At 60.4% G+C, this 17,636-nt stretch carries 15 protein-coding genes; 14 read left to right on the top strand and 1 reads right to left on the bottom strand.

Translation table 11 applies throughout. The features are described 5' to 3' along the window. The first annotated feature begins 65 nt into the window (after positions 1 to 65). The 8 genes from dnaE (at position 66) to ispD (ending at position 11,515) form a co-directional block, all read left to right on the top strand. Positions 66 to 3,587, top strand: coding sequence for a DNA polymerase III subunit alpha (gene dnaE, locus QK296_RS20150; RefSeq protein ID WP_032893179.1), 3,522 nt, complete (start codon positions 66 to 68; stop codon positions 3,585 to 3,587). Positions 3,588 to 3,716: 129 nt separating this feature from the next. Next, complete coding sequence (locus tag QK296_RS20145) at positions 3,717 to 4,664, top strand: acetyl-CoA carboxylase carboxyltransferase subunit alpha (RefSeq protein WP_003189182.1); 948 nt, start codon at positions 3,717 to 3,719, stop codon at positions 4,662 to 4,664. A 174-nt stretch (positions 4,665 to 4,838) separates the two neighbouring features. Beyond that, complete coding sequence (gene tilS / locus QK296_RS20140; RefSeq protein ID WP_003189184.1) at positions 4,839 to 6,158, top strand: tRNA lysidine(34) synthetase TilS; 1,320 nt, start codon at positions 4,839 to 4,841, stop codon at positions 6,156 to 6,158. Between the two features lie 273 nt (positions 6,159 to 6,431). Next, positions 6,432 to 8,063, top strand: coding sequence for a CTP synthase (locus QK296_RS20135; RefSeq protein ID WP_003189189.1), 1,632 nt, complete (start codon positions 6,432 to 6,434; stop codon positions 8,061 to 8,063). 5 nt (positions 8,064 to 8,068) lie between these two features. Next, positions 8,069 to 8,914 carry a 3-deoxy-8-phosphooctulonate synthase gene (gene kdsA / locus QK296_RS20130; protein ID WP_003189190.1) on the top strand — a complete coding sequence of 282 codons (846 nt, stop codon included), beginning with the start codon at positions 8,069 to 8,071 and terminating at the stop codon, positions 8,912 to 8,914. A 157-nt stretch (positions 8,915 to 9,071) separates the two neighbouring features. Then, positions 9,072 to 10,361 carry a phosphopyruvate hydratase gene (gene eno, locus QK296_RS20125; protein ID WP_003189193.1) on the top strand — a complete coding sequence of 430 codons (1,290 nt, stop codon included), beginning with the start codon at positions 9,072 to 9,074 and terminating at the stop codon, positions 10,359 to 10,361. Positions 10,362 to 10,532: 171 nt separating this feature from the next. Continuing rightward, positions 10,533 to 10,811, top strand: a complete 279-nt coding sequence (gene ftsB, locus QK296_RS20120; RefSeq protein ID WP_003189195.1) for a cell division protein FtsB — start codon at positions 10,533 to 10,535, stop codon at positions 10,809 to 10,811. Further along, positions 10,808 to 11,515 carry a 2-C-methyl-D-erythritol 4-phosphate cytidylyltransferase gene (ispD, locus tag QK296_RS20115; RefSeq protein ID WP_282391223.1) on the top strand — a complete coding sequence of 236 codons (708 nt, stop codon included), beginning with the start codon at positions 10,808 to 10,810 and terminating at the stop codon, positions 11,513 to 11,515. Before ftsB ends, ispD begins: the two co-directional genes overlap by 4 nt. A gap of 129 nt (positions 11,516 to 11,644) precedes the next feature. Here ispD and QK296_RS20110 read toward each other — a convergent pair whose 3' ends face one another. Beyond that, positions 11,645 to 12,541, bottom strand: coding sequence for a LysR substrate-binding domain-containing protein (locus tag QK296_RS20110; RefSeq protein ID WP_003189201.1), 897 nt, complete (start codon positions 12,539 to 12,541; stop codon positions 11,645 to 11,647). A 109-nt stretch (positions 12,542 to 12,650) separates the two neighbouring features. Here QK296_RS20110 and QK296_RS20105 point away from each other — a divergent pair, with 109 nt between their 5' ends. The 6 genes from QK296_RS20105 to QK296_RS20080 are packed head-to-tail and all read left to right on the top strand — an operon-like array spanning position 12,651 to position 17,614. After that, positions 12,651 to 13,763, top strand: a complete 1,113-nt coding sequence (locus QK296_RS20105; protein ID WP_003189203.1) for an S-(hydroxymethyl)glutathione dehydrogenase/class III alcohol dehydrogenase — start codon at positions 12,651 to 12,653, stop codon at positions 13,761 to 13,763. A gap of 8 nt (positions 13,764 to 13,771) precedes the next feature. Then, a complete protein-coding gene (gene fghA / locus QK296_RS20100; RefSeq protein ID WP_003189205.1) occupies positions 13,772 to 14,617 on the top strand; it encodes an S-formylglutathione hydrolase in 846 nt (281 codons plus the stop codon). Between the two features lie 54 nt (positions 14,618 to 14,671). Next, positions 14,672 to 15,145: a 2-C-methyl-D-erythritol 2,4-cyclodiphosphate synthase gene (gene ispF / locus QK296_RS20095; RefSeq protein WP_003189207.1), complete on the top strand. Its 474-nt coding sequence runs from the start codon at positions 14,672 to 14,674 to the stop codon at positions 15,143 to 15,145. Next, on the top strand, positions 15,142 to 16,200 hold the full coding sequence (truD, locus tag QK296_RS20090) for a tRNA pseudouridine(13) synthase TruD (RefSeq protein ID WP_003189208.1): 1,059 nt from the start codon (positions 15,142 to 15,144) through the stop codon (positions 16,198 to 16,200). Before ispF ends, truD begins: the two co-directional genes overlap by 4 nt. Continuing rightward, positions 16,188 to 16,937, top strand: a complete 750-nt coding sequence (gene surE, locus QK296_RS20085) for a 5'/3'-nucleotidase SurE (protein WP_003189210.1) — start codon at positions 16,188 to 16,190, stop codon at positions 16,935 to 16,937. Before truD ends, surE begins: the two co-directional genes overlap by 13 nt. 41 nt (positions 16,938 to 16,978) lie before the next feature. Beyond that, positions 16,979 to 17,614, top strand: a complete 636-nt coding sequence (locus tag QK296_RS20080) for a protein-L-isoaspartate(D-aspartate) O-methyltransferase (RefSeq protein ID WP_169850588.1) — start codon at positions 16,979 to 16,981, stop codon at positions 17,612 to 17,614. The last annotated feature ends 22 nt before the right edge of the window (positions 17,615 to 17,636 follow it).

The following is a 17,636-nucleotide window of genomic DNA, read 5'->3' as shown; positions in this document are numbered from 1 at the left end:
ATGTTTTTACCCAGGCCCGGTACAATCCGGGCCTTGTTGTTTTCATGTATCAAGACAGGATCACTATGCCGGCTTCATTCGTTCATCTGCGCCTGCACACTGAGTACTCCCTGGTCGACGGCCTGGTACGGATCAAACCGCTGGTCAAAACCCTGGTGGGCATGAACATGCCTGCGGTCGCGGTTACCGACCAGAACAACATGTGTTCCCTGGTCAAGTTCTACAAGAACGCCATGGGCGCCGGCATCAAGCCGATCTGCGGCGCCGATCTGTGGCTGTCCAACAAAGACCCGGATAACCCCCTGAGCCGCATCAGCCTGCTGGCGATGAACGGCGTGGGTTACCGCAACCTCACCGAACTGATTTCCCGTGGCTTTATCGATGGCCAGCGCAACGGCTCGATCATCATCGAGCGCGAGTGGGTGGCCGAAGCCAGCGAAGGCCTGATCATGCTCTCGGCGGCCAAAGAGGGTGAAATCGGTATCGCGCTGCTGGGCGGCAACCCCCAGGAAGCCGAGGTGCTGGCGCGCGAGTGGATGCAGGTATTCCCGGGCCGTTTCTACCTGGAAGTGCAGCGCACCAATCGCCCCAACGATGAAGAGCATTTGCACGCCGCTGTAGCCCTGGCCGATAAGCTGGGTGCGCCGCTGGTGGCGACCAACGATGTGCGCTTTATCAAGAAAGAAGATTTCGAAGCCCACGAAACCCGCGTGTGCATCGGCGAAGGCCGGGCCCTGGATGACCCGCGCCGCTCGAAGAACTACAGCGAAGAGCAGTACCTCAAAAGCGCCGATGAAATGGCGGAGCTGTTCAGCGATTTGCCCGAGGCCCTTGAGAACTCCGTCGAGATCGCCAAGCGCTGCAACATTGAAGTAAAGCTGGGCAAGCACTTCCTGCCCAACTTCCCGATTCCCGATGGCATGACCATCGACGAATACTTTCGCAAAGTGTCGTTCGATGGCCTGGAAGAACGCCTCAGCGTCCTGCTGCCCAAGGACACCACCGAAGACTACGAAGCCAAGCGCCAGGTGTATGTCGACCGGTTGAATTTCGAGCTGGATATCATCATCCAGATGGGATTTCCTGGTTACTTCCTGATCGTGATGGACTTTATCCAGTGGGCCAAAAACAACGGCGTACCGGTAGGTCCGGGCCGTGGGTCAGGTGCTGGCTCGCTGGTGGCCTATGTACAGAAGATCACCGACCTTGACCCGCTGGAATATGACCTGCTGTTCGAACGGTTCCTGAACCCGGAACGGGTTTCCATGCCCGACTTCGACGTCGACTTCTGCATGGATGGCCGTGACCGCGTGATTGAATACGTGGCCGAAAAATATGGCCGCAACGCGGTAAGCCAGATCATCACCTTCGGTTCCATGGCCGCCAAAGCGGTAATCCGCGACGTAGCGCGGGTGCAGGGCAAGTCCTACGGTTTGGCCGACCGCCTGTCGAAGATGATCCCGTTCGAAGTCGGCATGACCCTGGAAAAAGCCTACGAGCAGGAAGAAATCCTGCGCGACTTTATCAAGGTCGATGAAGAAGCCGCTGAAATTTGGGACATGGCGCGTAAGCTCGAAGGCGTGGTGCGTAACGTCGGTAAACACGCCGGCGGTGTGGTTATCGCGCCGACCAAGCTCACCGACTTTTCGCCGATCTATTGCGATGAAGAAGGCGACGGCCTGGTCACCCAGTTCGACAAGGACGACGTGGAGGCGGCCGGCCTGGTGAAGTTCGACTTCCTCGGTCTGCGGACCCTGACGATCATCGACTGGGCGCTCAAGACCATCAACCGCGACCGTGCCAAGGTCGGCGAAGAACCGCTGGATATCGCGTTTATCCCGCTGGACGACAAACCGACCTACAGCCTGCTGCAAAAAGCCGAAACTACCGCGGTGTTCCAGCTTGAATCCCGGGGCATGAAAGAGCTGATCAAAAAGCTCAAGCCCGACTGCCTGGAAGACTTGATCGCACTGGTGGCCCTGTTCCGTCCGGGCCCGCTGCAATCGGGCATGGTGGATGACTTCATCAACCGTAAACACGGCCGGGCCGAGCTGGCTTACCCGCACTCCGACTACCAGTACGAGGGCCTCAAGCCCGTACTGGCGCCGACCTACGGCATCATCCTGTACCAGGAACAGGTGATGCAGATCGCCCAGGTGATGGCCGGCTACACCCTCGGCGGTGCGGACATGCTGCGCCGCGCCATGGGTAAGAAAAAGCCCGAGGAAATGGCCAAGCAGCGTGGCGGTTTCATTGAAGGCTGCGCGACTAACAACATCGATGCCGACCTGGCCGGTAACATCTTCGACCTGGTAGAAAAATTCGCCGGTTATGGCTTCAACAAATCCCACTCCGCCGCCTACGGCCTGGTGTCGTACCAGACCGCCTGGCTGAAAGCCCATTACCCGGCGCCGTTCATGGCGGCGGTACTCTCGGCGGATATGCACAACACCGACAAGGTCGTGACCTTGATCGAGGAAGTGCGCACCATGAAGCTGCGCCTCGATGCGCCGGACGTGAACGCTTCGGAGTTCAAGTTCACGGTGAACGACGAAGGCCGCATCATCTATGGCCTCGGCGCGATCAAGGGCGTGGGCGAAGGCCCGGTGGAGGCCATTACCGAGGCGCGTCAGGACGGGCCGTTCAAAGACCTGTTCGATTTCTGTGCGCGGGTGGACCTCAAGCGCATCAACAAGCGTACCCTCGATGGCCTGATCCGCAGCGGCGCACTCGACCGTCTTGGCCCGTACTTCCATGATGAGCCGAAGGCTTACCAGGCCAATATCGACCGCAACCGTGCGGTGCTGCTGACCGCCATGGAAGAGGCGATCAAGGCTGCCGAACAGACTGCCCGTACCCATGACAGCGGCCACGCCGACCTGTTTGGCGGGCTGTTCGTCGAAGAAGATGCCGATGTCTACGCCAACCATCGCAAGGCCAAGGAGCTGACGCTCAAGGAACGCCTGAAAGGTGAGAAAGACACCTTGGGCCTGTACCTTACCGGTCACCCGATTGACGAGTACGAAGGCGAAATCCGCCGTTTTGCCCGTCAGCGCATCATCGACCTGAAACCGGCGCGGGATACCCAGACCGTCGCCGGCATGATCATCGCCCTGCGGGTGATGAAAAATAAGAAGGGTGACAAGATGGGCTTCATCACCCTTGATGATCGCTCGGGCCGCATCGAAGCGTCATTGTTTGCCGACGCGTTCCACTCCGCCCAGTCGCTGCTGCAGACCGACGCCATGGTGGTGGTGGAAGGGGAGGTCAGCAATGACGACTTCTCCGGTGGCCTGCGCCTGCGTATCAAGCGGGTGATGAGCATGGAAGATGCCCGTACCAATCTGGCCGAGAGCCTGCGCCTGAAGGTCAAGACCGAAGCGCTTAAAGGCGATCAGCTACGCTGGTTGGGGGACTTGCTCAAACGCCACCGTGGCGCATGCCCGGTGACCATGGAATACACGGGCAGCGATGCCAAGGCCATGTTGCAGTTTGGCGAGACGTGGCGAATTGATCCCGCTGATGGCTTGATTCAAGCTTTGCGTGACCAGTTCGGGCGAGACAACGTCTTCCTCCAATACCGTTGACGGTCAGATGAGTCTGATCTCGACTAAACATTTAATCTCGACCTAAACGCGCCTCTCCCTTAAGGTAGGGCGCGAATAGACAACCGGCTGGCCAGGCACCCCTTGGCCGTCGACCCAAGACGGACGCTTATGAACCCGAATTTTCTTGATTTCGAACAGCCGATCGCTGACCTGCAAGCCAAGATCGAAGAGCTGCGCCTGGTCGGCAATGACAATTCGCTGAATATCGGCGATGAGATCGCTCGCCTGCAAGACAAGAGCAGCACGCTCACCGAAGACATCTTCGGCAAGCTGACCAGCTGGCAGATCGCGCGCCTGGCTCGCCACCCGCGCCGTCCTTACACCCTGGACTACATCGAGCACATCTTCACCGAGTTCGATGAGTTGCACGGCGACCGTCACTTCTCCGACGACGCGGCTATTGTGGGCGGCATCGCTCGCCTGGACGACCAGCCGGTGATGGTGATCGGTCACCAGAAAGGCCGTGAAGTGCGCGAAAAAGTACGCCGCAACTTCGGCATGCCGCGCCCGGAAGGCTACCGCAAGGCGTGCCGCCTGATGGAAATGGCCGAGCGCTTCAAGATGCCGATCCTGACCTTCATCGACACGCCAGGTGCCTACCCGGGTATCGACGCCGAAGAGCGCAACCAGAGCGAAGCGATTGCCTGGAACCTGCGCGTCATGGCCCGCCTGAAAACCCCGATCATCGCCACCGTGATCGGTGAAGGTGGTTCTGGCGGTGCGCTGGCCATTGGTGTCTGCGACCAACTGAACATGTTGCAGTACTCGACCTACGCAGTGATCTCGCCGGAAGGTTGTGCCTCGATCCTGTGGAAAACCGCCGAAAAGGCGCCGGACGCTGCCGAAGCCATGGGCATCACCGCCGATCGCCTCAAAGGCCTGGGTATCGTCGACAAGGTTATCGCCGAGCCACTGGGCGGCGCCCACCGTGACCCGGCTGCCGCCGCTGCGACCATCCGTGCCGAGTTGGGTTCGCAACTGGCGATGCTCAAGAAGCTGGATAACGAAGCGCTGCTGGCTCGTCGTTATGAGCGCCTGATGAGCTACGGCCTCTAAGCCGACGCTGTACCCAATGTGGGAGCCGGCTTGTGTGGGAGCTGGCTTGCCTGCGATAGCATCACCTTGGTATCACTGATACACCGAGGTGCCTGCATCGCGGGCAAGCCCGGCTCCCACATTTGCTTTGTGTATGCTGACGAACGTATTCCAGCTTTGCGGCGGTGACGTGTGATGAAACCAACCCTGCCGGCCACACTCCTGCACACCCTGGCCCCCTGGCGCAACGCGCCGGCCTGGCATATCGCGTTCTCCGGTGGTCTCGACTCCACCGTCCTGCTGCACCTCTTGGCCTCACTGGCCAAAATCGAAAACCTGCCTCCTGTCAGCGCCGTTCATGTCCACCATGGTCTGCAAGCTGCTGCCGATGCATGGCCTGCTCATTGCCAATCGGTCTGCGACGCCCTGGGCGTACCTTTGCGCGTCATGCGCGTGCAGGTCAGTCCCGGTGCGAGCCTTGAACGCGCGGCCCGCGAGGCGCGCTACCAAGCGTTCATGCAAGTCATGGAGGCAGGGGAGGTGCTTTTCACTGGCCAGCATCGCGACGATCAAGCCGAAACCCTGCTGTTTCGCCTGCTGCGTGGCGCCGGCGTGCGAGGGTTGGCGTCTATGCCTGAGCATCGCCCCTTAGCGCAGGGCCACTTGGTGCGGCCGTTGCTGGCATTCTCTCGTAGCGAGCTGGAAGCCTACGCCCATCAGCATCAGTTGCAGTGGATCGAAGATCCCTCCAACGCTGATCCACGGTTTTCCCGCAATTACCTGCGTCACCGCGTATTCCCAACCCTGACGGAACGCTGGCCCCAGGCGATCACCCACCTGGCTCGCACGGCTGAACACATGGCTGAGGCGCAAGGGCTGCTCGACGAGTTGGCGCTGATGGACCTGCAGCGCGCCGATCAGCCTTCTACGTTTCCCTGGTTGCCGCTGCCGTCTCTGGCGCTTGAGCCATTGCGTGAACTATCCGATGCCCGCCAGCGTAACGCCCTGCGGCATTGGCTGATACCACTGACCGGTTTACCGGACAGCGACCACTGGGCTGGTTGGCATGCCCTGCGCGATGCCAAGGGGGACGCACAGCCTCTGTGGCGCCTGGCCGACGGCCAAATGCAGCGTAGCGGTGAACGCATCTGGTGGTTACCTTCAACTTGGTCGGAGTTTTCCGACGCATCGGTGAGCTGGCCCGATCCGCAAAATCCACTAGAGTTAACGGGCAATGGCCAACTGAAGTTTATTGGCGAGGCTCCCGAAGGCCCGCTAGTGATCCGATATCGCCAGGGTGGCGAAATCATCGACGTACCGGGCCGAGGCCGGCGTGATCTCAAGCGTCTGCTGAATGAAAGCGGCATGCCGGGCTTCGTCCGTGGCAGATTGCCGCTGGTCTATCGGGGCGAGCAATTGCTGGCTGTGCCAAGCGTTGCGGGGGCATGGGCCCGGTCGGTGGGTGAGGTGCAATTGGATTGGTTGCCACAGAGCTGCGATCAAGGTTTGAGCTGATAGCGCCTTTCCGGTAGACTACGCTCCCTTCTTGATACAACTTCTGTGGATTCGCCTGAATCGCAGTCGTTGCCGATTACCAAGCAGTCTTTGCTGGGCGATTCCAAAAAATGTGTAGCGATCAACGTACCGGTGTTTCATTGCTGGTCTGTCACAACGCGGCGGTTTTTTTGAAAGGTGCACTGTGATTAATGCAGGTGATCGGGGGCTTCGGCCTTCCTTCGCTTTCCCCGGCGGCTCGGACCGCTTTAACGCAGACTTCTAGGGTTTTTCATGACGCGCTACATATTCGTCACGGGCGGTGTTGTTTCTTCATTGGGGAAAGGCATTGCCTCCGCTTCATTGGCGGCCATCCTGGAGGCGCGGGGACTTAAGGTCACCATGCTCAAGCTGGACCCGTACATCAACGTTGACCCGGGCACCATGAGCCCGTTCCAGCACGGTGAAGTGTTCGTCACCCACGACGGCGCCGAGACCGACCTGGACCTGGGCCACTACGAGCGGTTCATCCGCACGACCATGACCCAGAACAACAACTTCACCACCGGCCGTGTCTACGAGCACGTGCTGCGCAAAGAGCGCCGTGGTGATTACCTGGGTGCAACCATCCAGGTGATCCCGCACATCACCGACGAAATCAAGCGCCGCATCATCAAGGGTGCAGGCGATGCCGACGTGGCGATGGTCGAGATCGGTGGCACCGTGGGTGACATCGAGTCCCAACCGTTCCTCGAAGCCATCCGCCAGTTGCGTTTCGAAGTTGGCGCCAAGCGCGCGATGCTGATGCACCTGACACTGGTGCCCTACATCGCCACTGCCGGCGAAACCAAAACCAAGCCTACCCAGCACTCGGTCAAGGAACTGCGTTCCATCGGCCTGCAGCCGGATGTGCTGGTATGCCGCTCCGATCACCCGATCGACATTTCCTCGCGCCGCAAGATCGCGCAGTTCACCAACGTTGAAGAACGTGCGGTAATTGCCCTGGAAGACGCCGATACCATCTACAAGATCCCGGGCATCCTGCATTCGCAGGGGCTGGATGATTTTGTGGTCGAGCGTTTCGGCCTGCAGTGCGGCGGTGCCGACCTGTCCGAGTGGGAAGCGGTTGTCGACGCCAAGCTCAACCCTGAGCATGAAGTCACCATCGCCATGGTCGGTAAGTACATGGAGCTGCTGGACGCGTACAAGTCGCTGATCGAAGCCATGAGCCACGCCGGTATCAGCAACCGTACCAAGGTCAACCTGCGCTACATCGACTCCGAAGACATCGAGAACCAGGGCACTGCGCTGCTCGAAGGTGTTGACGCGATCCTCGTTCCCGGCGGTTTCGGCCTGCGTGGCGTGGAAGGCAAGATCACTGCCGTGCAGTACGCCCGTGAAAACAAGGTGCCGTACCTGGGTATCTGCCTGGGCATGCAAGTGGCCGTTATCGAGTTCGCCCGTAACGTGCTGGGCTGGAAAGACGCCAACTCCACCGAGTTCGATCACTCCAGCGGCCACCCGGTCGTGGGCCTGATCACCGAGTGGGAAGACGCCACCGGCGCCGTTGAAACCCGTACCGAAACGTCCGACCTGGGCGGCACCATGCGCCTGGGTGCTCAGGATTGCCTGCTGGAGGCCGGCTCGCTGGTACACGACTGCTATGGCAAGGACGTGATCGTCGAGCGTCACCGTCACCGCTACGAAGTGAACAACAACCTGCTGCCGCAGATCAAAGAAGCTGGCCTGAAAATCTCCGGTCGCTCCGGTGATGGCAAGCTGGTTGAGGTGGTCGAGGCACCGGATCATCCGTGGTTCGTGGCCTGCCAGTTCCACCCGGAGTTCACCTCGACGCCGCGCGACGGTCACCCGTTGTTCAGTGGTTTCGTCAAAGCAGCACTGACGCAACACCAGAAGAAGGCGTAAACCAGATGGCCCAGAAGATCATTCGCGTAGGCGACATCGAGATTGCCAACGACAAGCCCATGGTGCTGTTCGGCGGCATGAACGTGCTGGAAAGCCGCGACATGGCGATGCAGGTGTGTGAGGAGTACGTTCGGGTCACCCAGAAACTGGGTATCCCTTACGTCTTCAAGGCCAGCTTCGACAAGGCCAACCGTTCGTCCGTCACCTCCTATCGCGGCCCGGGCCTTGAAGAAGGCATGCGGATCTTCCAGGACATCAAGCAAGCCTTCGGCGTGCCGATCATCACCGACGTCCACGAGCCTGAGCAGGCTGCCGTGGTCGCCGAGGTGTGCGACATCATCCAGTTGCCGGCCTTTTTGTCGCGCCAGACCGACCTCGTGGTCGCCATGGCCAAGACCGGCGCTGTGATCAATATCAAGAAAGCCCAGTTCCTTGCGCCCCAGGAGATGAAACACATCCTGAGCAAGTGCGTGGAAGCGGGTAACGACCAGTTGATCCTCTGCGAGCGGGGTTCAAGCTTCGGCTACAACAACCTCGTGGTGGACATGCTCGGTTTCGGCATCATGAAACAGTTCGAATACCCCGTTTTCTTCGACGTCACCCACGCGCTGCAAATGCCCGGTGGTCGTTCGGACTCCGCTGGCGGGCGACGTGCCCAGGTGACGGACCTGGCCAAGGCGGGCATGAGCCAGTCGCTGGCGGGCCTGTTCCTTGAAGCTCACCCAGATCCGGACAACGCCAAATGTGATGGCCCGTGCGCCCTGCGCCTGGACAAGCTGGAGCCATTCCTGGCCCAGCTCAAGCAGTTGGACGAGCTGGTCAAGAGTTTTCCGACGGTAGAGACCGCGTAACTGGCATTTCTCCGGTAGAATTTCCCACGCTTTACGCTCAGGCCCCCGGGCCTGAGCCTTGTCGTCTGCAAGCCTGCCCCGTTGTTCCACCCTTGCGGTCGGTCAAAAGATTTCCTTCAGCTGCGTCGTTTTCGTCAACTTTGGAGTGTTTACAACAATGGCAAAAATCGTCGACATCAAAGGTCGTGAAGTTCTCGACTCCCGTGGCAACCCCACCGTCGAAGCCGACGTGCTTCTCGATAACGGCATCATCGGCAGCGCCTGCGCGCCGTCCGGTGCTTCCACCGGTTCGCGCGAAGCGCTGGAACTGCGTGATGGCGACAAGAGCCGTTACCTGGGCAAGGGTGTACTCAAGGCTGTAGCCAACATCAACGGTCCGATTCGTGACCTGTTGCTGGGCAAGGACCCGCTGGACCAGAAAGCCCTGGACCACGCGATGATCAAGCTCGACGGCACTGAAAACAAAGGCAGCCTCGGCGCCAACGCCATCCTCGCCGTGTCCCTGGCAGCTGCCAAGGCGGCTGCGCAGGACCAGGACCTGCCGTTGTACGCGCACATCGCCAACCTGAACGGCACCCCGGGCGTCTACTCGATGCCGGTACCGATGATGAACATCATCAACGGTGGCGAGCACGCGGATAACAACGTCGACATCCAGGAGTTCATGGTGCAGCCGGTTGGCGCCAAGTCCTTCTCCGAAGGCCTGCGCATGGGCACCGAGATTTTCCATCACCTCAAGGCTGTACTGAAGGCCCGTGGCCTGAGCACTGCCGTGGGTGACGAAGGTGGTTTCGCGCCGAACCTGGCCTCCAACGAAGATGCACTCAAAGTCATCTCCGAAGCCGTCGCCAACGCGGGCTACAAGCTGGGCACCGACGTGACCCTGGCCCTGGACTGCGCTGCCAGCGAATTCTATGAAGACGGCAAGTACAACCTGTCCGGCGAAGGCCAGGTGTTCAACTCCGAAGGTTTTGCTGAATACCTCAAGGGCCTGACCCAGCGCTATCCGATCATCTCGATCGAAGACGGCCTGGACGAGTCCGACTGGGATGGCTGGAAAATTCTCACCGACAAGATCGGCGAGAAAATCCAGCTGGTGGGCGACGACCTGTTCGTGACCAACACCAAGATCCTGAAAGAAGGCATCGACAAGAAGATCGCCAACTCGATCCTGATCAAGTTCAACCAGATCGGCACCCTGACCGAAACCCTGGAAGCCATCCAGATGGCCAAGGCTGCGGGCTACACCGCCGTGATCTCCCATCGCTCCGGCGAAACCGAAGATTCCACCATTGCCGACCTGGCCGTGGGTACTTCGGCGGGCCAGATCAAGACCGGTTCCCTGTGCCGTTCCGATCGCGTGTCCAAGTACAACCAATTGCTGCGCATCGAAGAGCAATTGGCAGGTAAAGCCAAGTACAACGGTCGCGGCGAGTTTCGCGGCTAAGCAGTAAATGGTAAAAAGTCGGCGGATTACGTCAGAAATCTCACGAAAGTGTGAATTTCGGCGCTAATCTGCTGACTGACAAGCGCAAGCCTGGTTTTACCAGGCTTTGTGCTATCAGTTGCTGCAAAAGGTTTGCATGACTGTCTTTTTTCACTGGATACCCGGATTTCGATGCGCAGTCCCAATTGGTTGTTCCTCGTCTTGCTCTTGTTGCTGGCTGGCCTGCAGTACCGCCTATGGGTCGGTAATGGCAGCTTTGCGCAGGTGGAAGAGTTGACCCAGCAAATTGCCGACCAGCGTGCCGAAAACGAACGCCTGCTGGAGCGCAACCGTGTCCTCGACGCTGAAGTGCTTGAGCTGAAAAAAGGCACGGAGACCGTTGAAGAGCGGGCTCGCCATGAACTGGGCATGGTCAAGGAGGGCGAGACCCTCTACCAGTTGGCCCAATGAGCCACGATTTACCGGCCTTCTGGGCCGTGATTCCTGCCGCGGGCGTCGGTGCCCGTATGGCTGCGGACCGTCCCAAGCAATACCTGCAACTGGGCGGGCGCACTATTCTTGAACACAGCCTCGGCTGTTTTCTCGACCATCCATGCCTCAAGGGCCTGGTGGTCAGTCTTGCAATTGACGATCCTTATTGGCCCAGCTTGGCATGCGCCAATGACCCGCGTATCCAGCGTGCCGACGGCGGCTCGGAACGTTCCGGCTCGGTGCTCAATGCGCTGCTGCAACTCAACGCTCTGGGCGCCAGTGATGACGACTGGGTGTTGGTGCACGACGCTGCGCGGCCTAACCTGAGCCGTGATGACCTCGACAAATTGTTGGCGGAACTGGCTGACGATCCGGTAGGTGGCCTGCTGGCGGTGCCGGCGCGCGACACCCTCAAGCGTGTCGACAAGCATGGCCGTGTGGTGGATACCGTTGATCGCAGCCTGATCTGGCAGGCTTACACGCCGCAGATGTTCCGCCTGGGCGCCTTGCATCGCGCCTTGGCCGACAGCCTAGTGGCCGATGCGGTGATCACCGATGAAGCGTCGGCCATGGAATGGTCCGGGCAGGCGCCGCGCCTGATCGAAGGGCGTTCGGACAATATCAAGGTGACTCGGCCGGAAGACCTGGAGTGGTTGAAGTTGCGCTGGGCTAACCGGCGGTAACCTGTCAGACCGGGTCTGCTTCATCGCAGGCAAGCCAGCTCCCACATTTGATCGCTGCCACATCAAACAACACGTCCAACTGTGGGAGCCGGGCTTGCCCGCGATGAGGCCGGTGCAGACCACCTCAATTCAATGCTTGTACTCCGGCCTCTCAGCCAGCCCCACCTTCAAGAAATCCACCAGCTTCCTCACCTTCGGCGACAAATGCCGCTGCTGCGGATACAGCGCCCACACCGCAGTATTCGGCGGTTGATGAGCCTCCAGCAACGACACCAACGCCCCACTGTGCAGATGCTCCAGGACGTAGTAATCCGGCAACTGGCACAAGCCCATGCCTTGCAACGCCGCATCCAGCACTGCTTGCCCACTGTTGCAGCGCCAATTGCCTTGCACGCGCTGGGAAAATTCCCGCCCGTCCTGGGCCATTTGCCAGATATCCGAACTGCCAATCAGGCAGTTATGCCGGCTCAACTCCGACAAGCTGTGTGGCCGACCGTACCGTTTGAGGTAGGAGGGCGACGCACACAGGTACATGCGTCGAGGTGCCAGGCGGCTGGCAACCATGCGTGAGTCTTGCAAACGTCCCAGGCGGATGGCCAGGTCGAGGCCTTCGTGGACCAGGTCCAGCGAGCGATTGGTCAACTCGATGTCCACGCGCAGTTGCGGATAGTGCGCCATAAAGCGTGTCACCAGCGGCACGATAAAACGCTCGCCATAAGCCACGGCGCAGGTCATGCGCAACATGCCCTTGGGTTCGCTGGTCAGGTCGCCCACCGCCCGCAGCGCTTCCTCGCGACCGTCCTGCAGACGTTGGCAGTGTTGCAGGAAGGTCTGGCCGGCTTCGGTCAGCGTCACCTTGCGTGTGCTGCGGTACAGCAATCGGGTTTGCAGGCGTTCTTCCAGACGCGCCACTTGCCGGCTGACGTGGGAGGACGATACCCCCAGTCGCTCGGCCGCCGCCGTGAACTGGCTGCATTCGGCCACCGCGACAAACTCGTCAATGCCTTCCCAGCGGTTCTCCAGCATGCTGATTGTCCCTATATGGCAATAATGTTTTGCTTTTGCCTGGATTATTCATCAATGGGCGATGTTTTACACTCACGGCCTCAGTTTTTAACCCGATGGAGAAACCCGGATGATCAAGTCCCGCGCCGCCGTAGCCTTCGAAGCCAAGAAGCCCCTTGAGATTGTTGAAGTGGATGTCGCCATGCCCAAGGCTGGCGAGGTGCTGCTGCGGGTGGTCGCGTCCGGCGTGTGCCACACCGACGCCTACACCTTGTCGGGTGCAGACCCGGAAGGCATTTTCCCGTCGATCCTGGGCCATGAAGGCGGCGCAGTGGTGGAAGCCATCGGCGAGGGCGTGACCTCGGTCGCTGTGGGCGATCACGTGATCCCGCTGTACACCCCGGAATGCGGCAAGTGCAAGTTCTGCCTGAGTGGCAAGACCAACCTGTGCCAGGCCATTCGCGCGACTCAGGGCAAGGGCTTGATGCCGGATGGCACCACGCGTTTCTCCTACAAGGGCCAGCCGATTTTCCACTACATGGGCACCTCGACGTTCTCCGAGTACACCGTGCTGCCGGAAATCTCCGTGGCCAAGATTCCTAAAGAAGCGCCGCTGGAAAAAGTCTGCCTGCTCGGTTGCGGTGTCACCACCGGCATCGGTGCGGTGATCAACACCGCCAAGGTCAAGCCGGGCGATACCGTGGCCGTCTTCGGCCTGGGCGGCATTGGGCTGTCGGCGATTATCGGCGCGGTCAAGGCCAAGGCCGGTCGCATCATCGCCATTGATATCAACCCGGCCAAGTTCGAAATCGCCAAGCAACTGGGCGCCACTGATTGCATCAACCCGAAAGACTACGATCGCCCGATCCAGGACGTGATTGTCGACCTGACTGATGGCGGCGTGGACTTTTCCTTCGAGTGCATTGGCAATGTGCAACTGATGCGTGCGGCTCTTGAGTGCTGTCACAAAGGCTGGGGCGAATCGGTGATCATCGGTGTGGCCGGTGCTGGCCAGGAGATCGCTACACGTCCGTTCCAACTTGTCACCGGGCGCGTCTGGCGTGGTTCAGCGTTTGGTGGCGTGCGCGGTCGTACCGAATTGCCAAGCTACGTGGAAATGGCCCAGACCGGCGAAATTCCGCTGGATACCTTCATCACCCACACCATGGGCCTGGAAGATATCAACAAAGCGTTTGACCTGATGCATGAAGGCAAGAGCATTCGTACCGTCATTCACTTCTGAGGTCGGCCATGAGTCTGGAAAACCTGTCATGCCAGAAGAGCTTCGGCGGCTGGCATAAACGTTACAAGCATCATTCCGATGTGCTGGGTTGCGACATGACCTTTGCCGTCTACCTGCCGCCGCAAGCAGAGCAGGGCGGCAAGCTGCCGGTGCTGTATTGGCTGTCCGGGTTGACCTGTACTGACGAAAACTTCATGCAGAAGGCCGGCGCCCAGCGCATGGCCGCGGAACTGGGCTTGATCATCGTCGCGCCGGACACCAGCCCCCGCGGCCTCGGCGTGCCGGGCGACCCGGACAATGCCTGGGACTTCGGCCTCGGCGCGGGCTTCTACCTCAATGCCACCCAGGAACCCTGGGCCAAGCACTATCGGATGCATGACTACGTGGTGCAGGAATTGCCGGCATTGGTAGAGGCGCATTTCCCTGCCTCCGATAAGCGCGGTATCAGCGGCCACTCCATGGGCGGTCACGGTGCGCTGGTCTGCGCATTGCGCAACCCTGGACGTTACCTGTCGGTGTCGGCGTTTTCGCCGATCAACAACCCGATGGACTGCCCGTGGGGCCAGAAAGCCTTTTCCCGTTATTTGGGGGAAGAGCGTTCGAAATGGCGCGAATGGGATGCCTGCGTGCTCATCAGCGAAGCCTCGGAAAAGTTGCCGCTCTTGGTGGACCAAGGCGATCGCGACGATTTCCTCGCGGTTCAGCTCAAGCCCGAAGCCTTGCAGCAAGCGGCCAAAGCAGCCAACCATCCGCTGGAACTGCGCCTGCAGCCTGGCTACGACCACAGCTACTTCTTCATCGCCAGCTTCATCGAAGACCATTTGCGCCATCATGGTCGTGCTTTGCTCGGTTAATCCGAGGCAAAAGTAGGTAGAATCACGCCCTGAATTAAATCGGGGCGTTTTTTTATGCGTATTGGCCACGGCTACGATGTGCACCGTTTCGCTGAAGGCGATTTCATCACCCTGGGCGGTGTGCGCATTGCACACCACCATGGGTTGCTGGCTCATTCCGACGGCGACGTGGTCTTGCACGCCTTGAGCGATGCTTTGCTCGGCGCGGCGGCATTGGGCGATATCGGCAAGCACTTTCCGGACACCGATCCCACCTTCAAGGGCGCGGACAGTCGTGTGTTGCTGCGCCATGTGGTCGGCCTGATCCACGCCAAGGGCTGGAAGGTCGGCAACGTCGATAACACCATCGTCGCCCAGGCGCCAAAAATGGCCCCCCATATCGAAGCGATGCGCACAGCGATCGCCGCAGACCTGCAAATTGAATTGGATCAAGTCAACGTGAAAGCCACCACCACCGAAAAGCTCGGGTTTACCGGTCGTGAAGAGGGCATCGCAGTGCACTCCGTCGCCTTGTTGCTGCGCGCATGAACGACCTGCAACTGCTGGGCCCGCGGGCCTATGGCGAGGCCCTGGGCAGCGCGGTACTGAAGGCCACGGCCGAAGACTTCCAGGTTGATGAGGTGCTGGACATCCCGCTGACCGGCGACGGCGAGCACCTGTGGCTGTGGGTGGAAAAGCGCGGCTTGAACACCGAGGAGGCCGCACGGCGTATCGCCAAGGCTGCTGGCGTACCGTTGCGCACCGTCAGCTATGCCGGGCTCAAGGACCGTCAAGCCCTGACCCGTCAGTGGTTCAGCGTGCAATTGCCCGGCAAGGCCGACCCGGACATGAGCGGCGCAGAAAACGACACCCTCAAGATCCTGAAAACTGCGCGTCACAAACGCAAGTTGCAGCGCGGTGCCCATTCGGCCAACGGCTTCACCTTGCGCCTGACCCAACTGGCCGGCGACACCGCTGCCATCGACGCACGTCTGCAGTTGATTGCGCGGCACGGCATCCCCAATTACTTCGGCACCCAGCGTTTTGGCCACAACGGCGGCAACGTGGTGGATGCTCGCGAGTGGGCTGCCCGCAAGGCCCTGCCCGAGCAGCGCAACGTGCGCTCGCGCTTGCTGTCCACGGCTCGCAGTTACCTGTTCAACAAAGTGTTGGCGGCCCGCGTCGCCGACGGTTCATGGCAGCGAGCCCAAGTCGGCGATCTGCTGGCGTTTACCGACAGTCGCAGTTTTTTTCCGGCCGGGGAAGCTGAGTGCAGTGACCCGCGCCTGGCGATCCTGGACCTGCATCCCACCGGCCCGCAGTGGGGCGAAGGTGATTCGCCGGCGAAAGGTCTTACGTACGAGCTGGAACAATCTGTCGTCGCTGGCGAAGCAGACCTACGTGATTGGCTGGTGAAGGCGGGAATGAGCCAGGAACGTCGCATTCTGCGACTGCCCATTGGCGGGTTGACGTGGCATTATCCCGGGCCTGACATTCTGCAATTGGAATTCGTCCTGCCGGCCGGATGCTTCGCCACTGTCTTGGTGCGCGAGCTTGTTGATCTGGTGCCGGTGGGGCAGACGGACAGCCCATGCGTATTCTGATATCAAACGATGACGGTGCCACCGCACCCGGTCTTGCCGCGCTCCATGCTGCGCTGCAGGATTACGCCGAGTGCGTGGTGGTTGCCCCCGACCAGGACAAGAGCGGCGCCAGCAGTTCGCTGACGCTCGACCGTCCGCTGCACCCGCGGGTCCTGGCCAATGGCTTTATCAGCGTCAACGGAACCCCCACCGACTGCGTGCACCTGGCAATCAACAGTTTGCTGGAGCACCAGCCAGACCTGGTGGTCTCGGGGATCAACCTGGGCGCCAACCTGGGCGATGACGTGCTGTATTCCGGCACCGTGGCGGCGGCCCTCGAAGGGCGCTTCCTGGGCCGAACCGGCTTTGCCTTTTCCTTTGCTTCGCGGCAACTGGATAACCTGGCGACGGCGGCCTACTACGCGCGCAAGTTGGTGGAGGCCCATGCTTCCCTGGACCTGCCGCCGCGTACGGTACTCAACGTCAATATCCCCAACCTGCCCCTCGACCATATTCGCGGCATCCAACTCACGCGCCTGGGCCATCGCGCCCGTGCGGCGGCGCCCTTGAAGGTGGTCGACCCACGCGGCAAGGAAGGCTATTGGATCGCCGCGGCCGGCGACGCCGAAGATGGCGGCGAGGGCACGGACTTTCATGCGGTGATGCAAGGCTATGTCTCCGTTACCCCGTTGCTGTTTGATCGCACCTTCAGTGATGCCTTCAGTGGCCTTGATGGCTGGCTGGAGGGACTGCGTTGATGGCTCGTGAACAAGACGACTTGTTGCGCCGCGGCATCGGGATGACCTCCCAGCGCACCCGGGAGCGGTTGATCCAGCGCCTGTATGAAGAAGGCTTGTCCAACGCGCAGGTGCTGGAAGTGATCCGGCGCACGCCGCGGCACCTGTTTGTCGATGAAGCCCTGGCGCATCGTGCCTATGAAGACACGGCGTTGCCCATCGGCCACAACCAGACCATCTCTCAGCCCTATATGGTTGCGCGTATGAGCGAGCTATTGCTGGCGGCGGGGCCGTTGGACAAGGTGCTGGAGATTGGTACCGGCTCTGGCTATCAGACGGCCGTGCTGTCGCAATTGGTAGAGCGGGTGTTTTCGGTCGAGCGCATAAAGGTGCTGCAGGACCGGGCCAAAGAGCGTCTGGTGGAGCTGAACCTGCGCAACGTGGTATTTCGCTGGGGCGATGGCTGGGAGGGCTGGCCGGCGCTGGCGCCCTACAACGGTATCATCGTCACCGCCGTGGCCACCGATGTGCCGCAAGCCTTGCTGGATCAATTGGCACCTGGCGGGCGGCTGGTCATCCCGGTGGGCTCCGGCGAAGTGCAACAGTTGATGCTTATTATCCGTGAGGACGAAGGCTTTTCCCGGCATGTACTCGGTGCCGTGCGTTTCGTTCCCTTGCTCAACGGCCCGCTGGCCTGATCATTTATTCGCGCGCAGTGAA

Origin of the sequence: Pseudomonas sp. AL10, from assembly GCF_029960685.1 — a bacterium.
GTDB classification, from domain to species: domain Bacteria; phylum Pseudomonadota; class Gammaproteobacteria; order Pseudomonadales; family Pseudomonadaceae; genus Aquipseudomonas; species Aquipseudomonas lactis.
This window is presented reverse-complemented; position numbering and strand designations above follow the sequence as displayed.